The following is a 22,909-nucleotide window of genomic DNA, read 5'->3' as shown; positions in this document are numbered from 1 at the left end:
CCGGGTGGCACACCTGTCCATTGACCGTCCCCCGCGTCGCGACCTACCGTAGAGAGCGGTTTCTGTCGCCGGCGTCGCCGAATGGGAAGGCCACCTCCTTGCCCGACCGTCCTGTGGCGATGTTCGCCATGACCGCCGAGAACGTGCCGCGGATCTTCCCCCCGGACACCCTGGCCCGGCTGCGCGAGCTGGTGGACGTCGACCTCTCCCCGGTGGCAGGGGACTTCACCGATCCGGCCGTACGGGCCCGCCTCGCCGGCACCGAGATCCTGATCACCGGCTGGGGGTGCCCGGTGATCGACGCCGGCACCCTCGACGCGGCCCCGAAGCTGCGGGCCGTACTGCACGCGGCCGGGTCCGTGAAGGGTTTCCTGACACCGGCCGTCTGGGAGCGCGGGATCGTCGTCTCCTCGGCCGCCGCCGCGAACGCGCTGCCCGTCGCCGAGTACACGCTCGCCATGATCCTGCTGGCCGGCAAGGACGTCTTCGCCCGACGGGAGCGGCTGCGCGCCGAACGGACCTTCCCGCGGGAGGAGATCCCGGCCGGCATCGGCAACTTCGGCCGCCGCGTCGGCATCGTGGGCGCCTCCCGCGTCGGCCGGCGGCTCATCGAACTGCTCCGGCCCTTCGACCTGTCGGTGAGCCTCGCCGACCCCTACGTGGACGAGGCCGGGGCCGCCGCCCTCGGCGTCCCCTCGGTGCCGCTCGACACCCTGCTCGGCGGCAGCGACATCGTCACGATCCACGCCCCGCAGACCCCCGAGACCCGGCATCTGATCGGCCGCCGCCGGCTCGCCCTGATGCCTGCCGGATCGGTGCTCATCAACACCTCACGCGGTTCCCTGGTCGACCACCAGGCCCTCGTCGAGGCACTGCGCGCCGAGCGGATCAGCGCGATCCTCGACGTCACGGACCCCGAGCCGCTGCCCGCCGACTCCCCGCTGTACGACCTGCCGAACGCCTACGTCACACCCCATCTGGCCGGTTCGCAGGGCACCGAGGTCGCCCGGCTCGGCCGGACCGTGCTGGAGGAAGTCGAACGCCTGCTGTCGGGAAGGGAACCGGCGTTCGGGGTCGGCCTGGCGGAGCTTGCGAGGACCGCCTGACCGGGGCACCTCCCGCGGGCGGCCGGCGCGGCCCGCGCCTCAGACGCCCTGTGGTGCGGTGCCGGGGAGAGGGCTCGTAGGGAGCGGTCGGGCCAGAACACCGCCGCCGTGGTGACGAACCGGTCCGGGTCGTCGAGCCACGGGAAGTGCAGGCCCGGTCCGCTCCTCAGACGCCCTGTGGTGCGGTGCCGGGGAGAGGGCTCGTAGGAAGCGGCCGGGCGAGGAACGCCGTCGTCGTCGTGACGAACCGGTCCGGGTCGTCGAGCCACGGGAAGTGCCCGGCCCCCGGCTGCACGACCAGCTCGGCGCGCGGGAACAGGGCGGCGATCTCCGCCATCGCGGGCGGCGGGGAGTTGAGGTCGACCTCCCCGGCGAGCACCAGCACCGGAGCCGCCAGACCGGCCAGCGCCGCCCGGGTCGCGTCCGGGTCGAACGCGCCCTCGGTGTGGCGCGCCGCGGCCTCGTGATTCTTGTGTGCGTCCCCCGCGGCCTGGTGCGCCCGCGCGGCCTCGTCCCAACGGCCGTACCAGAAAGGGGCGATGGCCGAGAAGGCGGCCGCGTTCCCGCGGCCCGCGACGATCGCCTCCAGTGCCGCGAACGCTTCCGGGAACCACGGCTCGTCGTGCCGCGCCCGCGCCGTCGCCAGCCTCGTCTCCCCGGTCACCTCGACCCCGACGGCGTGGACGCTCGGCGTGATGAGCGCGAGCCGCGCCACGCGGTCCGGACGGCGCTGCGCGTAGAGCATCGCCAGATTCGTCCCCGCGGAGTGCGCGAGCAGGTCCATCCGGTCGAGACCGAGGTGCTCGCGCAGGGCCTCGACGTCGTCGACGAGCCGGTCGCAGCGGTACGAGGAGGGGTCGTCGGGGACCGCGGACCCACCGGTCCCGCGAGGGTCGGCCATGATCAGCCGCCGGTGCGCGGACAGCCCGCCCAGCTCCCCGAGATACCCGCAGTCCTGCATCGGCCCGCCGGGCAGACACACCAGGGGCGGGCCGTCCCCGTGAACGGTGAAGGTCAGCTCGGTTCCGTCGTACGCGGTGAAGGCATGCATGATCACGACTCTCGCAGGGGCGCCCGGACGGAGCAACCGAGTTCCGGGCGGGGGCGCGCCCGGGCCGGTCCCGGTCCTGGCGCCGCGGCCGCTCCGGGGCCGACCGGACCGCCGCGCTCCGGAGCGCGGCGTGCGGCGCGAGGGGACCCGCCACGGCCGATGCCCGGGCGGGGGCATACCGTGAGGAGTCGAACACGACAGACGAAGCACACGACGGACGAAGCAGTCGGGAGCGAGGAGATCGGGATGGGCAGCCGCACCGCGCTGGTCGAGGATCTGATGGAGCGGTTCCCGCACGTGCCGCGGGAAGCGGTCATCAAGGAGGACCTGCTCCGCGGAGGCGTGGCCTTCGACGCGTCCGCGCTCAGCGACAACGAGGGCGGCGAGGTCAAACCGAAGTCGTACTTCATCTTCTCCTTCGACCACGGCACCCTGCCCGAGCTGGGCGAGGCCGCGCTCCGCCGGCCGCCCGAGGAGATCATCCTCACGGGTGGCCCGTACGGCCTGCGACGCACCGTCGTGTCCGTGCGCGTCAATCCCGCCTCGCCGTACCGCGTCGCCGCCGACGACGAGGGCGTCCTCGGGCTGTACCTGGACGGCAAGCGGATCTCCGACGTCGGGGTGCCGCCGATGCCCGAGTACTACCGGCACAAGCTCTCGAACGGGAAGTCCGTGATGGAGGTGGCCCCGACGATCCAGTGGGGATACCTCATCTACCTCACCGTCTTCCGGGTCTGCCAGTACTTCGGCGCCAAGGAGGAGTGCCAGTACTGCGACATCAACCACAACTGGCGCCAGCACAAGGCCGCCGGCCGCCCGTACACCGGCGTGAAGGACGTCGAAGAGGTCCTCGAAGCGCTGGAGATCATCGACCGCTACGACACCGCGAAGGCGTCGACGGCGTACACCCTCACGGGTGGCGCGATCACGAAGACGGTCGCCGGACGCGACGAGGCCGACTTCTACGGGCACTACGCCAAGGCCATCGAGGAGCGGTTCCCCGGGCGGTGGATCGGCAAGGTGGTGGCCCAGGCCCTGCCCCGCGACGACGTGCAGCGGTTCAAGGACTACGGCGTGCAGATCTACCACCCCAACTACGAGGTGTGGGACGAGTACCTGTTCAAGATGTACTGCCCCGGCAAGGAGCGCTACGTCGGCCGGGACGAGTGGCACAAGCGCATCCTGGACTCCGCCGAGATCTTCGGCGCGCGCAACGTGATCCCCAACTTCGTCGCGGGCGTGGAGATGGCCGAGCCCTTCGGCTTCACCAGCGTCGACGAGGCCATCGCCTCCACGACCGAGGGGCTGCGCTTCTTCATGTCGCACGGCATCACGCCCCGCTTCACCACCTGGTGCCCCGAGCCGACCACCCCGCTCGGCAAGGCCAACCCGAACGGCGCGCCGCTGGAATACCACATCCGGCTGCTGGAGGCCTACCGCGCCACGATGGACGACTTCGGGCTCAAGTCCCCGCCCGGATACGGAGAACCCGGTCCCGGCCGAGCGGTCTTCTCCGTCAGCTCCTTCATGGACAGCCTTCCCGCGCAGGAGGCCCCCTCCCGGGTGTGACCGACCCGCGCGCCGAGCGCGAGCCGAACGCGCGCCGCCCGCGAGCCGGGGTGAGCCCGGAGCGAGTCCCCATGCGGACCTTCCCGACCTTCCCGGCTCTCCCACGGTCCGGACGTCTTGGTACGTCCGGGCCGTGTGGTGCGCCGCGCCCGGGTCGGTCCGGCCCGCCAGCGTTCTCCCCGGCGGGCCGGACCGACCCGGGCGGGGCGGGGGAGCGGCGTGAGGCGGGGCGTGGGGAGTGGTGGGTCCTGTGAAAGTTGAGGCGTTCGATCCACCCGGGCCCGCGATGTGTACGAGACTCTGGGCGCCGGGAGCCGGACGGGCCTCTGTGTGATCGCGCGATCGCGCGATGTGAATACGCCGCTTGTCAGTTGTGTCGAAACCGTGAAAAGCTCGGGCCCGTTGATGAGACGTCCTCCAACTCCCCAGTAGAACAAGGCGAGTTGGCCCCCCTTTGGCGTCGCACATGGAAGTAGCGGATGCAGGAGCCCCCCATGTCAGACCTGCCGACCCCCCAGGACGCCGTCGAGGCGGCGCTGTTCTCGGAATGCTGGGACGCGGTCCTGTCGTACGCCGACCTGTGCACCTCCGGTTCCGCCGCGGCCACCCAACTGGCCACCGAGGCGTTCACCCACGGGATCCACGAGGCGCGCGCGGTTCTGCTCCGCTCGAAGAACACCGGCCGCAGAACCGCCCGGCTGCCCCGGATCCCCCTGCTGCTGAGCTCGGTCCGGACCACCGCCGCCGCCTGGGAGGCGCACGGCCAGGGCCACCGGCTGGATCCCGACCTCAGGCTGTGGCTCAACTCCGAGAAGGCCGCCCGCTACACGGGGCCTCCCCTGCACCGCCCGATCGCGTTGCGCGGCCTGAGGGACCTTCAGGAACCCGACGCGGCGCTGCTGTGGCTGGTCGAGGTCGAGGCGCTTCCGCTGCCCGCCGTGGCCCGGCGACTCGGTCTCGACCCGGTGGCCGCCGCCGAGGAACTCGGCCAGGTGCGGGCGCTGTTCAGGGACCGGTGTCACCGCAACCACCTCGACACGCCGATGGACGCCAACTGCCGCAGCTACGCCCGGCTCCTCGACGCGGTCACCCGCTCGCCCGGATCCGAGACGCCCGGCGACCTCTCGCAGCACATCGCCCGCTGCGTGGAGTGCGCGGAGGCGGCCGCCTGCCTGCGGCTGCACGGCGGCGGGCTGCCCGCGGCGCTCGCGGGCGGGGTGATCGGCTGGGGCGGCCTCGCCTACCTGGAACGCAGGCGCCGCGCCGCCGAAGCCGGCATGACGGGCGGACGCGCGGACGCGGCGGTCGACACCGGTGTCGCCGAGGCCAGGACCGCCGCGCCCAGGATCGGCCGCACCGGGTTGCTGGTCGCCGCCGTCATCGTCTCCGGCCTCGCCCTCACCGTCTCGCTGATGCCCTTCGGCGCGGGGAACGACGAGGGGACCTTGGCGCGCGGTGATTCGGGGGACCGCCGGCCGGTGGCCCAGCCCGGCGTGTCCTCCCCGTCGGCGACCACCCGCCCCGCGGGCTCGCTCGTCTCGCCCGGACCCGGGAACCCGAGCGCGGACGCGGGCGCGAAATCCGACCCCGAGCCGCAGGGCACGTCCTCGTCGTCGGCCCGCTCCGCGGTCAAGACCCCGCACGCCACGAGGTCCGCGCCCGCCACGAAGGACGCGACCTCCTGCGAGGTGGCGTACGACATCGTCAACGAGTGGCCCGACGGCTTCCAGGCCGCCGTCACCGTCAAGTCCGTCGACGCCCTCGACTCCTGGCAGATCGCCTGGACCTTCGACGAGGGCCAGCGCGTCACGCAGATGTGGGACGGCACGTACACCCAGCACGGCTCCCAGGTGATAGCGACCGCGGCCGACTACAACAAGGCGGTCGCCGCGGGCGGTTCCTTCGCCGTCGGTTTCAACGGCACCTGGCAGAACGGGAACACGGCCCCCGACGCCTTCACCGTCAACGGCCGCCGCTGCACGACCGCGCACTGACCGGCCGGCCCCCGGGCCGACCGGCGCGGACACGGCGGCCGGTCGGCGCGACATGACGCGGACCTGGTACACATCGGTGACGGCCGCCCTCAGGAGCCGGGTCGCCCGGTCCTCCACGGTGATGCGCTCCCGCCGGAACGCATCACCGCTGCGGAGCCGTGGGCGTCCCGCGGTTCGACCGGAGCAGCGACCGGGCGGTTGACCGGCGTCGCGATTCCGGAGGTCCGACCGCCGCGCGGCGTCCCGGGCGACCTGGCGGACAAGAGGCGAGTCGAGGCAGCTGGATATTCCGTGGCGCTCGCGGGAGTACCTCTCTAAAGTGAAGGTGAATCACGCGGTGGCCGTGGGCCGCCGCGTCCCAGCGTGCGCGAAAGCAGGAGGTGTGACCGATGGCTGTCATTGAGATGGGCGCTGCCCGCATCCAGAAGTGCATCAAGTCCACCTCCGTGGCCGCCGGCTGACCTTCCTCTTCCTTCGCGCCGCAGTGCGCGTCGCCGGGGCCGCCCTTGTGAAGGGTCTCCCTTGACTTCCAGCTCCGCCTTCCCCACCTCATCCACCTCTCTCGGTCTCTCCCCGCTCGTTCCGTACGGCTGGGACGACGACTGGGCGGACGAGTTCGCTCCCCACGCCTCCGAAGGACTCGTCGCCGGACGGGTGATCCGGGTCGACCGCGGCCAGTGCGACGTGGTCACCGCCGACGGGGTCGTCCGCGCCGACACCGCGTTCGTGACACCGCACGATCCGATGCGGGTCGTGTGCACCGGCGACTGGGTCGCCGTCGAACCGGACGGCAACCCGCGCTACGTACGGTCGTACCTGCCGCGCCGTACGGCCTTCGTGCGCTCCACCTCCTCCAAGCGGTCCGAGGGGCAGATCCTCGCGGCCAACGTCGACCACGCGGTCGTCGCCGTGTCGCTCGCCGTGGAACTCGACCTCGGCCGCATCGAACGCTTCCTCGCGCTGGCCTGGGAGTCCGGCGCGCAACCCGTGGTCGTCCTCACCAAGGCCGACCTGGTGCCGGAGGCCGCGACCCTCGGACACCTCGTCGAGGACGTCGAGACCACCGCGCCGGGGGTACCCGTGCTCGCCGTCAGCTCCGCGACGGGGGAGGGGCTCGACATCCTCGAAGCGGTGCTCGCCGGCGGTACGTCGGTCCTGCTCGGGCAGTCCGGCGCGGGCAAGTCGACCCTGGCCAACGCGCTGCTGGGCGAGGACGTGATGGACGTCCGGGCCACCCGCGACATGGACGGCAAGGGGCGGCACACCACGACGACCCGCAACCTCCTCGCGCTGCCGGGAGGCGGGGTCCTCATCGACACTCCGGGGCTCCGCGGAGTCGGCCTCTGGGACGCCGAGAGCGGCGTCGGCCAGGTCTTCTCCGAGATCGAGCAGTTCGCCGCCGACTGCCGTTTCCAGGACTGCGCCCATGTCGCCGAGCCCGGCTGCGCCGTTCTGGCGGCCCTCGACTCCGGTGAACTGCCGGAGCGGCGGCTCGAGAGCTACCGCAAGCTCCTCCGCGAGAACCAGCGGATCGTCGCCAAGACGGACGCGCGGGTGCGCGCGGAGATCCGCCGGGACTGGAAGCGCAAGGGGGCGGACGGACGCGCCGCCATGGAGGCGAAGCGGGGCCGCTGGTAGCCGGAGCGAAGCGGAGGGCGCGGCCACCTCGTGCCCTCCGCCCTCCGCGCCGGCGCCGTTCTCCCGCGCCCCCGTCCCGTCCCGTGCCGGTCAGGGAGACGCCGCCGGTGTCGCTGCCCATGTCCACGATCAGGCCCGGGCTGCCCTCCCTCCCTGGGACCGAGCCCGTCCCTCCCGGCCCGAGCCCGCCGCGCTCGGGCCGGTTCTGCCCTTCTCCCGGCCCGGTCTCACTCGTGCGGACCCCCGCCGTACCCCGGGTCCGGGCGTGGTTCCGGCGGTCCGTTCTCAGCGGGGTGGGCGACGGTGGGGTCCTTGTCCGGATCGCCGGGCGCAGTGCGGTGTCCGATTTCCGCCAGCCCCGTGGTGGGGGCCGGGACACACTGGAAGCGTGGTGATCGACGAGGACACGAGGTACGAGGCCGTACGGAGCCGGGACGCCCGGTTCGACGGGGAGTTCTTCTTCGCCGTGCGGACGACGGGGATCTACTGCCGGCCCAGTTGCCCGGCGGTGACGCCGAAGCGGCAGAACGTGCGGTTCTACCCGACGGCCGCCGCCGCCCAGGGCTCCGGCTTCCGTGCCTGCCGCAGATGCCGCCCCGACTCCGTGCCCGGCTCCGCGGCCTGGAACGCGCGGGCCGACGTCGTCGGCCGGGCCATGCGCCTGATCGGCGACGGGGTGGTGGACCGGGAGGGCGTCGGAGGTCTCGCCACGCGTCTCGGGTACAGCGCCCGCCAGGTCCAGCGGCAGCTCACGGCGGAGGTCGGCGCGGGTCCGGTCGCGCTGGCCAGGGCACAGCGCGCGCACACCGCCCGGATCCTGCTCCAGACCACCGAACTCCCCATCACCCACATCGTTTTCGCGGCGGGTTTCGCCAGTGTTCGCCAATTCAACGACACGATCCGCGCGGTCTACGCGTCGACGCCGAGCGAACTGCGCGCCGCGGCGCCCCGTACCGGACCCGGTGCCCGGCGCGCGGCCACCCCCACCGCCGGTGTCCCGCTCCGGCTCGCCCACCGGGGCCCCTACCAGTCCACCGCCGTCTTCGACCTGCTGGCCGCCGAGGCCGTACCGGGAGTGGAGACGGTCGGTGGCGACCCGGGGCGCCGTACCTACCGGCGCACCCTCCGGCTGCCGTACGGCACGGGAATCGCGGCCGTCGAGGAACGGCCGGGCACCGCCGGGGGCCGACCGGGCGCCCGCGGTACGAGCCGCGCCACGGGAACACCGGCCCCCGCCGACGCGGCCCACCCCGGCGGCTGGCTCGACGCCCGGCTGCACCTCACCGATCTCAGGGACCTCACCACCGCCGTACAGCGGCTGCGGCGCCTGTTCGACCTCGACGCGGATCCGTACGCCGTCGACGAGCGGCTGGGAGCCGACGCGCGGCTCGGTCCCCTGGTCGCGGCGCGACCCGGCCTGCGCTCGCCGGGCACCGCGGATCCGGACGAGCTGGCGGTGCGCGCGCTGGTGGGGGAGGCGGAGGCCGAGCGGCTGGTGCTCAGGTACGGGAAGGCACTGGACACCCCGTGCGACACGCTCACGCATCTCTTTCCCGAGGCCGCCGTGCTCGCGCGGGCGGAGCCGGGCGGTCCCCTGGGAGCCCTGACCGCGGCCCTCGCCCATGGTGCCCTGCGGCTGGACCCGGGCGCCGACCGCGGCGGGGCGCGGGAGGCGCTGCTCGCGCTGCCCGGCATGGACGAGGGCACGGCCGCCGTCATCCGCACCCGGGCGCTCGGCGACCCGGACGTGGCACCGCCGGGGGTGGACGTCCCCGACGACTGGCGTCCGTGGCGTTCGTACGCCGTCCAACACCTGCGGACGGCCGGGGAGTTGTAGGCGAACGGCCCGGGCCGGGGCACGCGCCGGTCGATCTCCCGGCCGGGCCGGGGCGTCCCTGGACAGTGCCCCATCGGCTGTCGTCGGCGTCCGTCGGCTCCTGTCGGCAGTTGCCCGCACCTCCTCAGGCCCGCACCTCCTCAGGCCCGGTCCTCGTCAGGCCCGGTCCTCGTCGGGCCCGGTCCTGGTCGGGCCCGGGCCGGTCTTGGTCGTCGTCGCGCGCCAGTCAATCGGCATGGCCCGTCAGGCCGTTCAGGAGTCGAGGCCCCAACTGTGGATCCGCCTCGGATGGATCCGGATCAGTTCCTCGCTGAAATGCGGTCCCAAGTCATGTGCGCCGGTGAGGAGTTCGGCGTCGCCGCGGATGTCGACGCCCCTGACCTTCCACGGCTTCAGGCTGACGATGTCGTCGACGACCAGGGCGACCTTCGGGTTCTTCAGCAGGTTGCGCCACTTCTTCGTGGTGCCCATCGCGTAGCCGCCGATCAGGATCGTCCCGTCCTCCTGCGGGAAGAAGCCGACGGGGTTGGCCTGGGGCTGCCCGAGCGGGTCGACGGTGGCCAGCCGTCCCAACCGCTGCGACTTCAGGTACACGCGCTCTGCTTCGCTGAATTCGGTCATGACGGCAGCCAAACACGCCCCCGCCCGCGGCGCATCGGGTTCCGGACCCAGGTCCGGCGGAGGAGGAGATCCTCGGCCGACCGCGCCGGGATCGTCGGACGAACTGCCCGGTCGCCTCCGATGGTGTGACGGTGTGTTGCCGCGGCCCACGGGAGGGGAAGCGATGGCCCATGACCCGCGCGATCACACTCCGGCGCCCTCTCGTCACGCTGGTGGCGGCCTCGCTCCTCGCCGCGTGGAGCGTGATCGCCGAGGCGGGGCCGGTACCGGACCGGACCGCCTCGCAGGGCACCGGTGGTCGGGCCGGTAGCTGGGCCGGCAGCCGGATGAGTACCTGGACCGGCAGTCGGACGGGCACCTGGACCGGCACCTGGGAGGCGGCGTCCTCCGGTACCGCGCCCGCGCTGCCGGGAGCCTCGATCCGCAACGTCGTCCACACCAGCGTCGGCGGCCGGGCCGCTCGCGTCCGTCTCACCAACCGGCTCGGCACGAAGCCGCTCCGACTGGGTTCCGTGACACTGGCGTTGCAGCCACCGGGCGAGCCGGCGAGTCCGCGGGCCGTCGCCGGCTCCGTGCGCGAGGTCACCTTCGCCGGCGCCCGGTCGGTCACCGTCCCCGCCGGCCGTGATCTGGTCAGCGACCCGGTCGCGCTGCCGGTCCCCGCCGACGCCAACCTCCTCGTCTCGGTGCACACCCCGGCCGACTCGGGCCCGGCGACGTACCACCGCTCGGCGCTCCAGGCCAACTTCGTCGCCCCGCGGGGCGACCTGACGGCGCAGGAGAGCGGCGCCGGCTACGCCGCCACCGTCGCCAACTGGTACTACGTGACCGGCGTCGACGTGCTCGGCCCCTCGGTCGCGGGCAGTGTCGTCACGCTCGGCGACTCCATCACCGACGGCACCGGCTCCTCGTTCGACGCCAACCGCCGCTGGCCCGACCGGCTCGCCGCCCGGCTGCGCGACCTGCCCGCGGACCGCAGGCCCGGTGTCCTGAACGCGGGGATCGCCGGCAACCGCCTGCTGCTCGACGGCCGCGGCCCCAGCGCCCTGACCCGTCTGGACACCGACGTCTTCTCCCGCACGGGCGTCCGTACCCTGATCGTGCTGGAGGGCGTCAACGACATCAAGGGGACCCCGGAGCGGACGGACCCCCACGCCCTGGAGGACGCCTACCGCCTCCTCGTACGACGTGCCCACGCCCGCGGTATCCGGGCCGTCGGCGCCACGATCACCCCGTACGGCGGTCATGGCGCGTACACGCCCGCCCGGGAAGCCGTCCGGCAGGCGGTCAACACCGCCATCCGCACGCACCGGATCTTCGACGGGGTCGTGGACTTCGACGCCGCCGTCCGCGACCCGGCCCGCCCGAGCCGTATCCGCCCCGCCTACGATCCGGGTGATCACCTGCACTTCAACGACGCCGGTATGCGGGCGCTGGCCGACGCGATCGACCTGAGCGCCCTCGTCCCGCCGGCGGCCGGGCGCGGGTCCGCCCCTCGTGCCCGCGTCCGGTTCAGCCCCAGATCACCGCGCCCAGCCACGCACCCATGATCAACAGGCAGGCGAAGAGCTCCGTCAGCACGCTCCAGCCGCCCGAACGCATGGCGGTCCGCAGCGCGGCCCTCGCCTCCCCGGAGCCGCCCAGCCGCAGCCGCTCACCGAGGTAGATGCCGCCGAGGAAGCCGGGTATCGCTCCGACCACCGGTACCAGGAAGAAGCCGAGAACCGCCCCGGCACCGGCGTACACGGCCATTCGGGTGGTGGCGCCGCTCTCGCGCAGCCGTCGCGGCGGCAGCATCCAGCGGACGGCCTGGGAGACCAGCAGGACCGCGGTCGCGCCGACGAGGACGGCCCAGGACAGGGCCTGCGGGTCGCTCAGCGCCCACCACAGGACCGCGGCCCAGACGAGCCACGACCCCGGCAGGCCGGGTACCAGTACTCCCGCCAGGCCGAGCAGAATCACCACGCCGACCAGCAGGAGCTCCCACGCTCCCATCTGCCCAGAGTGCAGGAGCTGATGGGAAACCGCAGGTCAGTCCCGCGCCACCCAGCCACGCTCGTACGCGTGCCAGCCGAGCTGCAGCCGGGTGGTCACGCCGGTCAGCTCCATCAGCCGCTTGACCCGGCGCTGCACCGTCCGCAGGCCGAGATCGAGCTGTTTGGCGACGCTCGCGTCGGTCAGCCCCGCGAGGAGCAGGGAGAGGATCTCCAGGTCGGTGCCGTCCGGGCCGTCCGGTTCCTGCTCCTGCACGCCCCGGCTGCCCAGCCGCAGCGGCAGCGCGTCCCGCCACACCGACTGGAACAGCCCCGACAGCAGCTCCAGCAGTCCGCTCGCGTGCACCACCAGCGCGGCCGGCTCCGCGGTGCGCGAGGTGAGCGGCACCATGGCGAGCGTCCCGTCGGCGATCATCAGTTTGGTCGGCACCCGGTCCACGACCCGCACCTGCTCGTCGCGGCCGAGCGCGGCGGACAGCTCGGTGATGCCGCCGGGCAGGTCGAGGACGGAACGCTCGACGACCACGCGGTAGGTGACACCCCGGTCCACGGCCCGTTCCTCGGCGTCGTTGTCCGGGCCGGAGACGGCCACCGGGTTACCGGTGACCAGCCCGCACACTTCCTCGGTGGCGCCGAGCTGGAGCTGGAGGAAGCGCTGCGAGACCGCCGCCGCGCCGATGACCACCTCGACCAGGTCGTGCACGGCCGGTTCGGTGGCCGCGCCCCGGTACTCCTCGGCCAGCATCGCGGCCGTCAGCTCCGCCTTCTCCAGCTCGTGGCGCTGCTGGGTGAGCAGCGCGCCGAGGGCGACCCCCGGCGGCGCGGCGACCCAGCGCCCGGGGCGCGCCGAGGACTGGGCGGCCAGCCCGTGCCGCTCCAGCCGGCGCAGCGCGCGCTCCGTCTCGTACTCGCCGAGCGTGAGCCGGCGCGCGAGATCGGGGACTTCGGCGGCGCCCACGGACACCAGTGCCCGGTAGGCCGACTCGTGGACCTTGTCCAGACCTATCGCTCCCAGCATGCGGCGATGTCCCTCTCCGAGGATGCGTTGCGGCCGGTCGGCGGCGCCGTGACGGAAAGCGGCCACGGCGCGCCCGCCTCGGCACATCATCACCGCACCCCCCGCCCCTCTGACAAGCTCACGCCACAACAGCGCCAACCGGCGTCCCTAATGCCCTGTTTGGGTCCGGGCCGTGCGAACGGGCTTCCCCTGGACCGCCGGTGAGAGCCGAGAGTCGAGAGCCGAGGGCCGGTCGTGGGGAGTTGAGTGCGGAGGACCGGGTTCCAGGGAAGGGGAGTCGGGGACGGTGGTTGGGACCGGGGTGGTCGCCCGTGGCGGTGGAGCGTCAGGTGGTCAGATGCGCATACGGTTCGCACGTACCCCTGTTCGACGAATCGCTGGGTGTGCCGTTCGAGGTCCTCGCGCCTTGGCCGGTTTTCCGGATGCCCCGTTTTCAACCGGCTGCGACGGTGGACAATCGGGGGCATGAGCCAGCAGGGGGAGAAGCCCACCGGTCACAAGGACGACTGGTGGGGGCAGTTGTACGACGACTCCACCGAGGACACGGGGCCCGCGGCCGTGGCCGATTCCCTGGACGACCGGTTCGCCTCGGCGGCCGGGACCGTGGTCGGCGAGCCCGATCCGAGTCCGGGATCCGGGCCCGACCCGTGGCCGGGAACCGACCGGAGGCCGGGAACCGATCCGCGGTCGGCCTCGGAGCCGGTATCCGCACCGGGGCGCGGACCCGCCCGGCCACCCGGCGCGGGCGGGTCCGGCGGGCCACCGGCTCCGGAGCGGCCGCCCGCCGTACCGGGGCAGTCCTCCCCGGGGACGGGACAGCGGCCGCCCGCCGCGGCGGAGCCGCGGGGCGCAGGCCCGGCCTCCGGGGCCTGGCCCGGGGCGACCCCGCGTGGTGGGGCGCCGGCGTCGCCCGGCCGCTGGGAGCGGGGCCCGGTGCCGAGCCCCGGCTCCGGCCCGGTGCCGCCCGGCCCGGAAGCCCCCGCGGGGCGGCCCGCCTCCTGGGAACCCGCGCCCGCCGACCGGACCCCCGGCCCGCCCCGCCCCGCACCCTTCCCGCCCGGCCCCAAGCCGCCGGGCTTCACCGCTCGGGAGCCGGGCCGGGACGCGCCCCGGGACACCCGCGGCGGGACGCCCGCGGACCCGGCCGTACCCCCGGTGCCCGGGTCGAGGGCCCCGTCGGACATGCCACCGAAACCGGCGTCGGCTCCCGCCGTGCCCCCGGCCGCGGCACCCCCCGGCTCCGGGCCGGCGGCCCCGCTGCCCAGGACCACCGGCGGATTTCGGCCACCTCGTCAGGAGCTTCCCCCCGAGGACCAGCCCGGGGACACCCCGCGGGAGACGTCGCTCTCCGTCGTCGAGCGGCCCCCGACCGTCGGGCACGTCGGCTCCGGCCCGCCCACCTACGACGCCGAGCCGACCGCGCTCCCTCCCGCCGAACCGGACGGCCTCGACGACCTGGTCGCCGACACCGTGCTGGACGGCGCCCGCTACGGCGCGAGCACCCTGAGGGCCGTGTCCGTACGCGGGGACTCCGCGCGATTCCGGGGCGAACCACGTCGGGACTCGCTGCTCACCGCGCGGTTCGGGACCGGCGAGCAGGCGCTCGTGCTGGTGGCGATGGCGACCGGCGCCCGGGCCACGCCGGGCGCGCACCGGGCGGCGGCGGAGGCGTGCCGACTGATCGGGCAGGCCGTCGGGCGCAGCCACGAGCGGCTGGCCGACGACATCCGGGCGGCCCGGCGCGGCGACCTCAAGTCGGGACTGCACCGGCTCACCGACCGGAGCCTCGGCAAACTGCGGGCGAGCGCGTCGGAGCAGGGCGTCGAACCCGAGGAGTACACCGCCGGTCTGCGGTGCCTCCTCCTGCCCGCAGACCCCCAGTGTCGTATCAGGGTGTTCTTCGGGGTCGGCGTGGGCGGCCTGTTCCGGCTTCGGGGCGGGGAGTGGCAGGACATCGAACCGCGGGTCACCGAGAGCGCGGGGGAGGCCGTGGTCGGCTTCGGATCGCTGCCCCACGAGACCCCCGAGGGCGACCGGCTCACCATGGACCTGGGCATCACGACGCCCCCGAGCCCCTACGAACCCGCCCCGCGGCCGCCTCGCGCCCCCTTCCGTTTCCGGGCCTCCGTCGCCCGCCCGGGTGACACGCTCCTGCTGTGCACGGCGGGCCTGGCGGAGCCGCTGCGCGGCGAGCCCGAACTGGCCGAGCACCTGACGACACGGTGGTCGGCGCCGGAGCCGCCCGGCCTCGCCGCGTTCCTGGCGGACAGCCTGGTGCGGGTCAAGGGGTACGCCGACGACCGGACGGCCGCCGCCGTGTGGGAGGCGTGACCGCGCACGATGTGAATTCATGGAACCGAGGGATGGAACGGGGGAACCAGGGGGACCCGAGACGCCCGAGGGCTTCGAGGATCACGAAGAGGTGCGTGCGCCATGGCCAAGCAGAACGTCGCCGAGCAGTTCGTCGACATCCTCGTCCGCGCGGGTGTCGAACGGCTGTACGGAGTCGTGGGTGACAGTCTCAACCCGGTCGTGGACGCGATCCGGCGCAACGCGGCGATCGACTGGATCCACGTCCGGCACGAGGAGACCGCCGCGTTCGCCGCGAGCGCCGAGGCCCAGATCACCGGCAGGCTCGCGGCCTGCGCCGGCTCCTGCGGTCCGGGCAACCTGCACCTGATCAACGGCCTGTACGACGCGCACCGCTCCATGGCCCCGGTGCTGGCCCTCGCCTCGCAGATCCCCTCCAGCGAGATCGGCCTGAGCTACTTCCAGGAGACCCACCCCGACCAGCTGTTCCGCGAGTGCAGCCACTACAGCGAACTCATCTCCAGCCCGAAACAGATGCCGCGGCTGCTCCAGACCGCCATCCAGCACGCGGTGGGCCAGTCCGGCGTCAGCGTCGTCTCGCTGCCCGGCGACATCGCCTCCGAGCCCGCTCCGGACAAGACCGTCGAAACCGCCCTCGTCACCTCCCGGCCCAGCGTCCGGCCCGGCGACGCCGAGATCGACAAGCTCGTCGCGATGATCGACGAGGCCGAGAAGATCACGCTGTTCTGCGGCAGCGGCACGGCGGGCGCGCACGCCGAGGTCATGCAGTTCGCCGAGAAGGTCAAGTCCCCGGTCGGGCACGCCCTGCGCGGCAAGGAATGGATCCAGTACGACAATCCGTTCGACGTCGGCATGAGCGGGCTCCTCGGCTACGGCGCGGCCTACGAGGCGACCCATGAGTGCGATCTCCTCATCCTGCTGGGCACCGACTTCCCGTACAACGCCTTCCTCCCGGACGACGTCGAGATCGTCCAGGTCGACGTGCGGCCGGAGCACCTGGGGCGCCGGTCGAGGCTGGACCTGGCGGTGTGGGGCGACGTGCGGGAGACGCTGCGCTGTCTGACCCCGCGGGTGCGGCCCAAGGGGAACAGGCGCTTTCTCGACAAAATGCTGAAGAAACACGCGGAGGCTCTCGAAGGGGTCGTCAAGGCCTATACCCGCAAGGTCGAGCGGCACGTCCCGATCCATCCCGAGTACGTCGCCTCGGTGCTCGACGAACTCGCGGACGACGACGCCGTGTTCACGGTCGACACCGGGATGTGCAACGTCTGGGCGGCCCGGTACATCTCGCCCAACGGCAGCCGCCGGGTGATCGGTTCGTTCTCGCACGGGTCGATGGCGAACGCGCTGCCGATGGCGATCGGCGCCCAGTTCACCGACCGGAGACGGCAGGTCGTGTCGATGTCCGGCGACGGAGGTTTCTCCATGCTGATGGGAGACTTCCTCACCCTCGTGCAGCACGACCTGCCGGTGAAGGTCGTCCTTTTCAACAACTCCTCGCTCGGGATGGTCGAGTTGGAGATGCTGGTCGCCGGGCTGCCCTCCTACGGCACCGCGAACAAGAACCCGGACTTCGCGGCCGTGGCCCGTGCGTGCGGGGCGTTCGGCGTCCGCGTCGAGAAGCCCAAGCAACTCGCCGGAGCCCTCAAGGACGCCTTCCGGCACAAGGGCCCGGCCCTCGTCGACGTCGTCACCGACCCGAACGCGCTCTCCATCCCGCCGAAGATCAGCGCGGAGATGGTGACGGGATTCGCCCTCTCGGCGTCGAAGATCGTCCTGGACGGTGGCGTCGGCCGCATGCTCCAGATGGCCCGCTCGAACCTGCGCAACGTGCCGCGGCCCTAGGTCCGTTCCTCGCGGGGTGCCCGGTCCGGCGCCCGACTCGGCACGCCATACGGGTCCCGAACTCGTCCAGCGCCCCGTCCCGCGCCGGTCCAGGGCGTCCCGTCCCGCCTGTCCCGTGCAGGTCTCCCGCCGTCGGCCCGGCGGCGGGAGTGCGGGCGGTGGTGTTCGGACCGTCGGCGCGGTCAGCCCGCCGGAGGGGTGAGCGGCAGCTCTGCCTCGACTCCCAGCTCGACTCCCTCCGCCACCTCGACCGAGACCCCCGCGGAGAAGGTCAGCCCCTTCTCGTCCACCGTGAAGCCGAACTCGACGTCGATGTTCTTCAGCAGCTCGAAGGGGTCGGGCAGTTCGGGTTCTCGATCGGCGCCACCCTCTCCGACGGCACCCGCCTCGGCCTCCGCTTCGGCCGATGCTTCCGCGGACGCCTCCGCTTCGGCTTCCGTCTCGGACTCGGCGGACGCCTCGCCTTCGAACTCGGCTTCGGTCTCAGCCTCGAACTCGGCCGACACCTCGAACTCGATCTCGGCTTCCGCGTCCACCTCCACCTCCGCCTCCGCCTCTGCCTCCGCCTCTGTCTCGAACTCGGCCGACACTTCGGAGTCCGCCTCGGTCACGGCTGCGACCTCGGCGTCCGCTCCGGCCACGGCCTCGGCCTCGACGTCCACCTCCATCTTCGCCTCCGCTTGAGGTTCCGGCTCGGCGTCACCTTCCGGGTCGGACTCCGGGACCTCGGTGAACTGGGAGAAGTCGAACTCCATCGGCTCGGGCAGCTCCGCCTCCGCGACGGCCTCGAAGCCCTCCGCCGCGCCCGCCTCGACGGACTCCGGTATCGACTCGACGGCCGGCTCCAGCGACCATGACTGTTCCGACACCGTCAACTCCCCTTCTTCGCCGCGACCGCGCGCCCCGCGGGGCTGTCGAGATAGCGGTGGAACTGGCGGACCCACTCGGCCGCCTTGCGGTTGACCGTCGGCTCGACCGCCGACTTGGGATACCCGGCGGCGTAGACGGCCCGCAGCAGGGCGACCCGCCAGTGGGAGTCGCCCGACGGAATGTGCCGTGGCCGTGCCGACTCCCCGGTCTCGTCCAGGTAGCCGGTCAGCCGCCGCCACCAGGCGGCCGCGAAACGCTCGGCGGTGCCCTCCTCCATCAACTGGACGAAGCCCGCGGCCTGTCCGGCCGCCCGTTCCGCCAGGAACTCCAGGGAGCAGTCCACCGGACAGAACCCGCAGGGCGCCTGCGGACGGAGCGACTCCGCGACGACCGGGGAAGCCTTCACCCAACGGGCGTGCCTGCGGGCGAGTTCCTCCCGGCCGGCCAGCGGCGCCCGCGCGGCACCCAGCCGGGACGCGTCCTCCGCCCGTACGTCGGGGACCTCCACCAGTACCGGACGGTCGATCCGCGAGTGTGCCGCGTACGCCGACATCTTCGGCAGCACGGCGGCATGATCGCGCTGGTCGTCGTTCATCAGCATGGTGTCCCCGACCAGTCGTCGGTCCTCCGCCGCCTTGAGCTGGTGGACGATCTTCAGCGCCGTGTTCTTGTACGCGTCGGGGATCAGCTTGGAGGGATCCTGCTCGATCACCACCAGGCCCTCCCCGTACTTACGGTTCTCCGCGAGGGTGTTGGCGAACGACTCCGCCGCCCTGGCCGTGGCGTCGCCCTCCTTCGCGGATCCGGCTCCGGGCTGCGGACGCCGCAGCAGCCGGTGGGCCTCCTCGACCAGCGTCACGTGTGCCAGCGCCGAGGAGTTCCGGTGCACCTTGTAGTGCTCGGTCATCGCGTTCAGGAGCAGTGCCATGACCAGCGCCTGCTGCTGGGAGTCACCGAGTGAGGCGAGCTCCACCACCACGGGACGGCTGAGCAGTTCGCCGATCGGCATGGAGCGGGGTGCCGACAGCACCGGCCCGCAGGCCCCTTCGGCCAGCGACCGCGCCCGCAGCCGGGAAGCGGCCAGGATGTTGGCGCGGGCCTCGCCCGCGTAGTCGTAGCCGTCGGCCACGTTCTCCATGATGTCGACGAAGTCCGCCAGCACCGGCCACTCCTCGTCGCCGCGCGCGATGGCGTTGACGTCCAGACCCTTGCGCCGGTAGGTCTCGGTGAGTGCGGTGCGGTAGAGGTACGGAAGCGGGTCCCAGAGTCCGAAGGCCGCGTCGAAGCAGTCCAGCAGGTTGCCCGCGTGGGTGGAGATGCGGACACCCGCCGGCACCTCGAAGGGGTTGAGGCGCAGCGGGGCGGTCTCCTCGTCACCCGCGGTCAGCACGAGCATCTCCTCGAAGCCGGGGAGGGTGGCGAGCCAGCGGTAGTCGTCGTGGTCGGTGTTCACCGGTTCCAGCACGGTGAACGGAACCCGGTGGTCCGCCCAGAGCTGACGGCACAGCGACAGCGTCGAGTTGGTCTTGCCGGAACCGCTGCCGCCGACGATCAGCGAGTGCCGGGTCAGATCGTCCAGCTCGACACCGAGCGGTGTCCTGGTCCGGCCGTCGGCCGCGTAACCGAGCACGACATGGGGTGCCTGGGGCGTGTACGCGAGGGTCGTCGCCTGCTCGACGGACTGGACGGGGAAGCCGGGCACGAAGCCGTTCAGGGCGACCGGGAGCCGGAAGACCGCGCTCGCCTCCGTCACGTCGGCCAGCCATTCCAGCGGTTGGAGAGCGGGGGGCATGGCCTGCGCCCAGCCGCCGTCGTCTCCCCACAGGGTGGAGTCCAGCCAGCCGGTGTTCCCGGCGAAGACGGAGGCCTGCGCGGGGTCGGCCGGCCGCACCAGCCGGTAGGCCGGTCCCAGGGCGGCCGGGTCCAGCCGCCCGTCGGAGACCCCCGGCGCGCCGCGCGAGAAGGTCTCGCCGGCCAGCGACGGCAGCGAGTCGTCGAAGGGCATGGGCGACCAGCACGACAACCGCATCCGGAAAGCGGTGTCCAGGTAGCGCCGTCCGGCGTCGGCGTACAACTGCTCGGCGCGCACCGCGAAGGCGTCCGCGGTGAGCTTGACCTTGCCGTGGTAGAGCGAGCCGCCCTCGAACTCGCCGTCGGTGGCGAGGCGTTTGTACGCGGTGGCGCAGTGGGCGACGGCGGTGCGCAGCGAGGTCGGCACCGCCATGGGGGTGAGGCCGACGCTCAGCGCGATCGGGTGAGGATGCGCGGTGAGTGCGGTGAGCAGGCCCTCCCAGTGGCGCGAGGCGCCGGCGAACGGCTGGGTGGCCGTGTAGAACCGCACCCCGGCGTCGGGCCGGTTGGGTGTCTCGGTGAACAGGCGCCTGCGGATCTCGACGGCCCCGCCCGGCGCGGCGCCGAACGGGGCCAGTACGGCGCGCAGTTCGCTCGCGTCCAGCGGTTCGGTCACGACGTGTGGCGCGGTGAGGGAGAGCCGTTCCGCCTCCGCCCGGGCCGTCGCGTCCGCCGTCGCCGGATCGGGCGCCCATACGCGGGTGAGGAGATGAGCCTGGAGCCGGCCCGACGCGGGGTCCCACAGCCAGCGGAGCTCCAGCGCGTAACCGGCCGGGGCGCCCAGTCTGCCCGCGAGGAAGTCCGCCTGTTCCCGGACGGCGCGGGCCAGCCGTTCGCCTTCGGGGAGGCTGGCGTACTCGTGGCTGCGGGTGAGGTCACGGGCGGCGGTCAGCCGGAGCCCCGCCCAGGCCCAGTGACCGTGGGGCGTCGCCGGAGCGATCACCGTGGTGGCCTGCTGGACCTGGACGGGCGTGGCGGGAGTGCTGATCACTGGGCGGGCGGGGAGGACGGGACGGGCGGGTGGAACGGGGCGGGCGGCTGAGCGGCCCCGGGCCAGGCCGCGGGAGCAGCCGCTGCCGCCGTGGGCAGGGCGACGGTCTCGACCGGGATGTCGTGCCCGAAGGTCTGGCTCAGCGGGACACGGATGTCGTGGTTGGCGGCGTCCACACCTTCACGGACCGCCGAGTGGACGGCCTCGCGCAGCGCCCGCGCCCGCTGCGAGGAGAGCTGGCCCTTGAACACCTTCTGTCCCGCGAAGGGGCTGGTGATGGAGTCTTTGAGGAAGCGGCTGAACATCGCCATGGGACGCCTGCTGCTCCACAGGGACCAGCCCACGTAGAGGCCGGTGCCGTACGCGAAGACGGAGACGTAGACCTGGTACTCGCCGTCGGTGATGACCAGGAAGTTCTTGATCGTGGGGTCGTGAACCGTCCGGAAGCGGCGGGGCACCACCGAGGCGGGCAACTGCCGGGCCCTGATCACCTGGTAGATCACGCCGTAGGCGGATTCCGCGGCGGCGGCCTTGCCGTCGACGACCAGCTGCCACTCCGACAGGCCCTGGCGGTCGGGTATGAAGAGCGTGGCCAGGGAGGCGATCAGGGGTATCACGAGGAGGACAGGGAGCGCGTCGGCGCCGCCGGAGACCAGCATGATGAGAGCGACGGGCAGCATGAAGAGCACCGTCGCCATGAATGCCCAGCGGGCTCGTTTCAGGAAGGAACGCAGGTCGGAGGGGTCGACGACGCCGGCGAGCTTTGCATCAATTTTATGGGAGTACTTGAGCTGGTTCCCCAAGTAGGTCGCGTTGGAGAGGGACTCGGCCTGGGCCGCGAAGGCCGGGGTGGTCATGGGTTTCGGGGTTCCTGTCGTTGTCGGGTGCGGTGGACGGCTCAGAGGTTGTCGGCCGCCAGGCCTATCTCGCTGATCGCGATCCATTCGTGATCGTCCGAGGGATCCATGTCGTAATCGCTTGGGGGATTCGTCTCGATGACATCGAGGGTCGCGCTGTCGGCGGTGACGGCCGACGGCAGGGAGACCCACTCCATCGCCTCCTCGGGATAGGCGATGACCTCGGTGCACCGGCCCACCACCTGTCCGTCCCGGTAGAACGTCCACACCGCTTTCGTCACGGTCAGGTTCTCGCCGAACCAGTTCGTCCCCAATCTGGGGTCGGTCTTGGTGTAGCCGGGAATCAGGCCCGCCTTGGTCAGCCGGGTGGGGCCGTCGAGCTCGATGGACAGCCGGCCGGTCTCCCGGTTGCACCGCCAGGCGGTGGTGCGCTGCCCGTCGATCGTGTTGTCGGCGTAGTTGTAGACGGCATGACCGAAACCATCCGGCTTCTTGCCGACAACGCAGCCCGAGTGCGCGGACGTCGGGGTGATGAGGTGGCCGGGCTGGATGCTGCTGCTCGCGTCCAGTACCCACTCAGGGGTGCCCTCCGGCGAGGCCGTGTCGTCCGAACCGGCAGCGTTGTCATCGGCGTAGGCGTCATCCCCGTCCCGCAGCGTGCTCGCCTCCGGAACCACCGACGGCGACGCCGCGTCGGCGCGCGCGTTCGTGTCCGGGGTCCGTACGGATCCTGTCGTGCCGCCGTTGACCAGCAGGTAGCCGGCGACGAGTGCCGCGGCCACCACCCCCGCGACACCACCGGCTGCCCACAGTTGCTTACGGGCGGAAGCGGGCGGGGTCGCTGCTGATGCCGGGGTGAACTGCTGGGCCACCAGGACGGGAGGGGTGAACTTCGGGGCCGCCAGGGTGGGTGCGGCGGACTCCGGGATCACCAGGGTGGGTGCGGCGGACGCCGGGGTCTCCAAGGTGGGTGCGGTGGGCTGTGGTGGCGTGGCGACCGGAGCGGGTGCGTCGACGGGAGCGGCCGGTGCCGCGGGAGACGCGGGTGCGACGGCGAGGGTGGGCGCGGTGGCCGGCGGGGACGGTGCGGGCTGCGGCGTGGGTGACGACGTTGTCAGTGCCTGGGCCTGGGCCTGGACGGGCGTGCCGCACTGGCGGCAGAAGAAGCGCGCCTCGGTGGCGGCCGTCACGCAGCCTGGGCAATTCTCCATCGATATCCCCGCCGTCCGATGACCGGCACACCGAATCGGGGACCCGTGGTGAGCCCCCGAAGGTGTAGCGGCCATGTAAAGAAAATGTGTGAAAGATCTTTTAGAATTCAAGAGACTTCCTGGTC

16 protein-coding genes are annotated in these 22,909 nt (G+C 72.7%); 8 read left to right on the top strand and 8 right to left on the bottom strand.

Annotation, left to right across the window (positions count from 1 at the left end):
• The first annotated feature begins 98 nt into the window (after positions 1–98).
• The gene (locus ACFYW7_RS15965; RefSeq protein ID WP_389502368.1) at positions 99–1,106 is read left to right on the top strand and encodes a hydroxyacid dehydrogenase; all 1,008 of its coding nucleotides are present in this window, start codon (positions 99–101) and stop codon (positions 1,104–1,106) included.
• 166 nt (positions 1,107–1,272) lie between these two features.
• On the opposite strand, the gene ACFYW7_RS15960 is transcribed toward ACFYW7_RS15965, so the two are convergent.
• Positions 1,273–2,157, bottom strand: a complete 885-nt coding sequence (locus ACFYW7_RS15960) for an alpha/beta fold hydrolase (protein ID WP_389502366.1) — start codon at positions 2,155–2,157, stop codon at positions 1,273–1,275.
• Positions 2,158–2,403: 246 nt separating this feature from the next.
• On the opposite strand from ACFYW7_RS15960, the gene ACFYW7_RS15955 reads away from it, so the two are divergent.
• The 4 genes from ACFYW7_RS15955 to ACFYW7_RS15940 all read left to right on the top strand — a co-directional run bounded on the left by ACFYW7_RS15955 (position 2,404) and on the right by ACFYW7_RS15940 (position 9,195).
• Complete coding sequence (locus ACFYW7_RS15955) at positions 2,404–3,726, top strand: radical SAM protein (RefSeq protein WP_389502364.1); 1,323 nt, start codon at positions 2,404–2,406, stop codon at positions 3,724–3,726.
• Between the two features lie 494 nt (positions 3,727–4,220).
• Entirely contained in the window at positions 4,221–5,720 is a 1,500-nt protein-coding gene (locus ACFYW7_RS15950; protein ID WP_389502362.1) for a cellulose binding domain-containing protein, read from the top strand.
• A gap of 522 nt (positions 5,721–6,242) precedes the next feature.
• Entirely contained in the window at positions 6,243–7,358 is a 1,116-nt protein-coding gene (gene rsgA / locus ACFYW7_RS15945) for a ribosome small subunit-dependent GTPase A (protein WP_389502360.1), read from the top strand.
• A gap of 394 nt (positions 7,359–7,752) precedes the next feature.
• The gene (locus ACFYW7_RS15940) at positions 7,753–9,195 is read left to right on the top strand and encodes a DNA-3-methyladenine glycosylase 2 family protein (protein WP_389502739.1); all 1,443 of its coding nucleotides are present in this window, start codon (positions 7,753–7,755) and stop codon (positions 9,193–9,195) included.
• A 252-nt stretch (positions 9,196–9,447) separates the two neighbouring features.
• Here the strand turns inward: ACFYW7_RS15940 and ACFYW7_RS15935 are convergent, their stop codons facing one another.
• A complete protein-coding gene (locus ACFYW7_RS15935) occupies positions 9,448–9,816 on the bottom strand; it encodes a PPOX class F420-dependent oxidoreductase (protein WP_389502358.1) in 369 nt (122 codons plus the stop codon).
• A 170-nt stretch (positions 9,817–9,986) separates the two neighbouring features.
• Between ACFYW7_RS15935 and ACFYW7_RS15930 the strand changes: the two genes are divergently transcribed.
• Positions 9,987–11,366: an SGNH/GDSL hydrolase family protein gene (locus ACFYW7_RS15930; RefSeq protein ID WP_389502356.1), complete on the top strand. Its 1,380-nt coding sequence runs from the start codon at positions 9,987–9,989 to the stop codon at positions 11,364–11,366.
• Here ACFYW7_RS15930 and ACFYW7_RS15925 read toward each other — a convergent pair.
• On the bottom strand, positions 11,329–11,811 hold the full coding sequence (locus tag ACFYW7_RS15925) for a DUF456 domain-containing protein (protein ID WP_389502354.1): 483 nt from the start codon (positions 11,809–11,811) through the stop codon (positions 11,329–11,331). The genes ACFYW7_RS15930 and ACFYW7_RS15925 overlap by 38 nt on opposite strands.
• A 36-nt stretch (positions 11,812–11,847) precedes the next feature.
• The gene (locus tag ACFYW7_RS15920; RefSeq protein WP_389502352.1) at positions 11,848–12,828 is read right to left on the bottom strand and encodes a winged helix-turn-helix transcriptional regulator; all 981 of its coding nucleotides are present in this window, start codon (positions 12,826–12,828) and stop codon (positions 11,848–11,850) included.
• 465 nt (positions 12,829–13,293) lie between these two features.
• Between ACFYW7_RS15920 and ACFYW7_RS15915 the strand changes: the two genes are divergently transcribed.
• Together ACFYW7_RS15915 and ACFYW7_RS15910 are read left to right on the top strand one after the other, a co-directional pair.
• On the top strand, positions 13,294–15,159 hold the full coding sequence (locus tag ACFYW7_RS15915) for a protein phosphatase 2C domain-containing protein (RefSeq protein ID WP_389502350.1): 1,866 nt from the start codon (positions 13,294–13,296) through the stop codon (positions 15,157–15,159).
• A gap of 102 nt (positions 15,160–15,261) precedes the next feature.
• Complete coding sequence (locus ACFYW7_RS15910; RefSeq protein WP_389502348.1) at positions 15,262–17,004, top strand: pyruvate dehydrogenase; 1,743 nt, start codon at positions 15,262–15,264, stop codon at positions 17,002–17,004.
• Positions 17,005–17,186: 182 nt separating this feature from the next.
• On the opposite strand, the gene ACFYW7_RS15905 is transcribed toward ACFYW7_RS15910, so the two are convergent.
• From ACFYW7_RS15905 to ACFYW7_RS15890, 4 genes are read right to left on the bottom strand one after another with little or no spacing between them, the layout of a single operon-like run.
• Positions 17,187–17,873 carry a hypothetical protein gene (locus tag ACFYW7_RS15905; RefSeq protein WP_389502346.1) on the bottom strand — a complete coding sequence of 229 codons (687 nt, stop codon included), beginning with the start codon at positions 17,871–17,873 and terminating at the stop codon, positions 17,187–17,189.
• A 2-nt stretch (positions 17,874–17,875) separates the two neighbouring features.
• Entirely contained in the window at positions 17,876–20,716 is a 2,841-nt protein-coding gene (locus tag ACFYW7_RS15900) for an ATP-binding protein (protein WP_389502344.1), read from the bottom strand.
• The gene (locus ACFYW7_RS15895; RefSeq protein WP_389502342.1) at positions 20,713–21,573 is read right to left on the bottom strand and encodes a hypothetical protein; all 861 of its coding nucleotides are present in this window, start codon (positions 21,571–21,573) and stop codon (positions 20,713–20,715) included. The genes ACFYW7_RS15900 and ACFYW7_RS15895 overlap by 4 nt, the downstream gene beginning before the upstream one ends.
• Positions 21,574–21,614: 41 nt before the next feature.
• Positions 21,615–22,784 carry a hypothetical protein gene (locus tag ACFYW7_RS15890; RefSeq protein WP_389502340.1) on the bottom strand — a complete coding sequence of 390 codons (1,170 nt, stop codon included), beginning with the start codon at positions 22,782–22,784 and terminating at the stop codon, positions 21,615–21,617.
• Between the last annotated feature and the right edge of the window lie 125 nt (positions 22,785–22,909).

It is taken from the genome of Streptomyces sp. NPDC002580 (assembly GCF_042889485.1).
In the GTDB taxonomy this organism is placed as follows: Bacteria; Actinomycetota; Actinomycetes; order Streptomycetales; family Streptomycetaceae; genus Streptomyces.
This window is presented reverse-complemented; position numbering and strand designations above follow the sequence as displayed.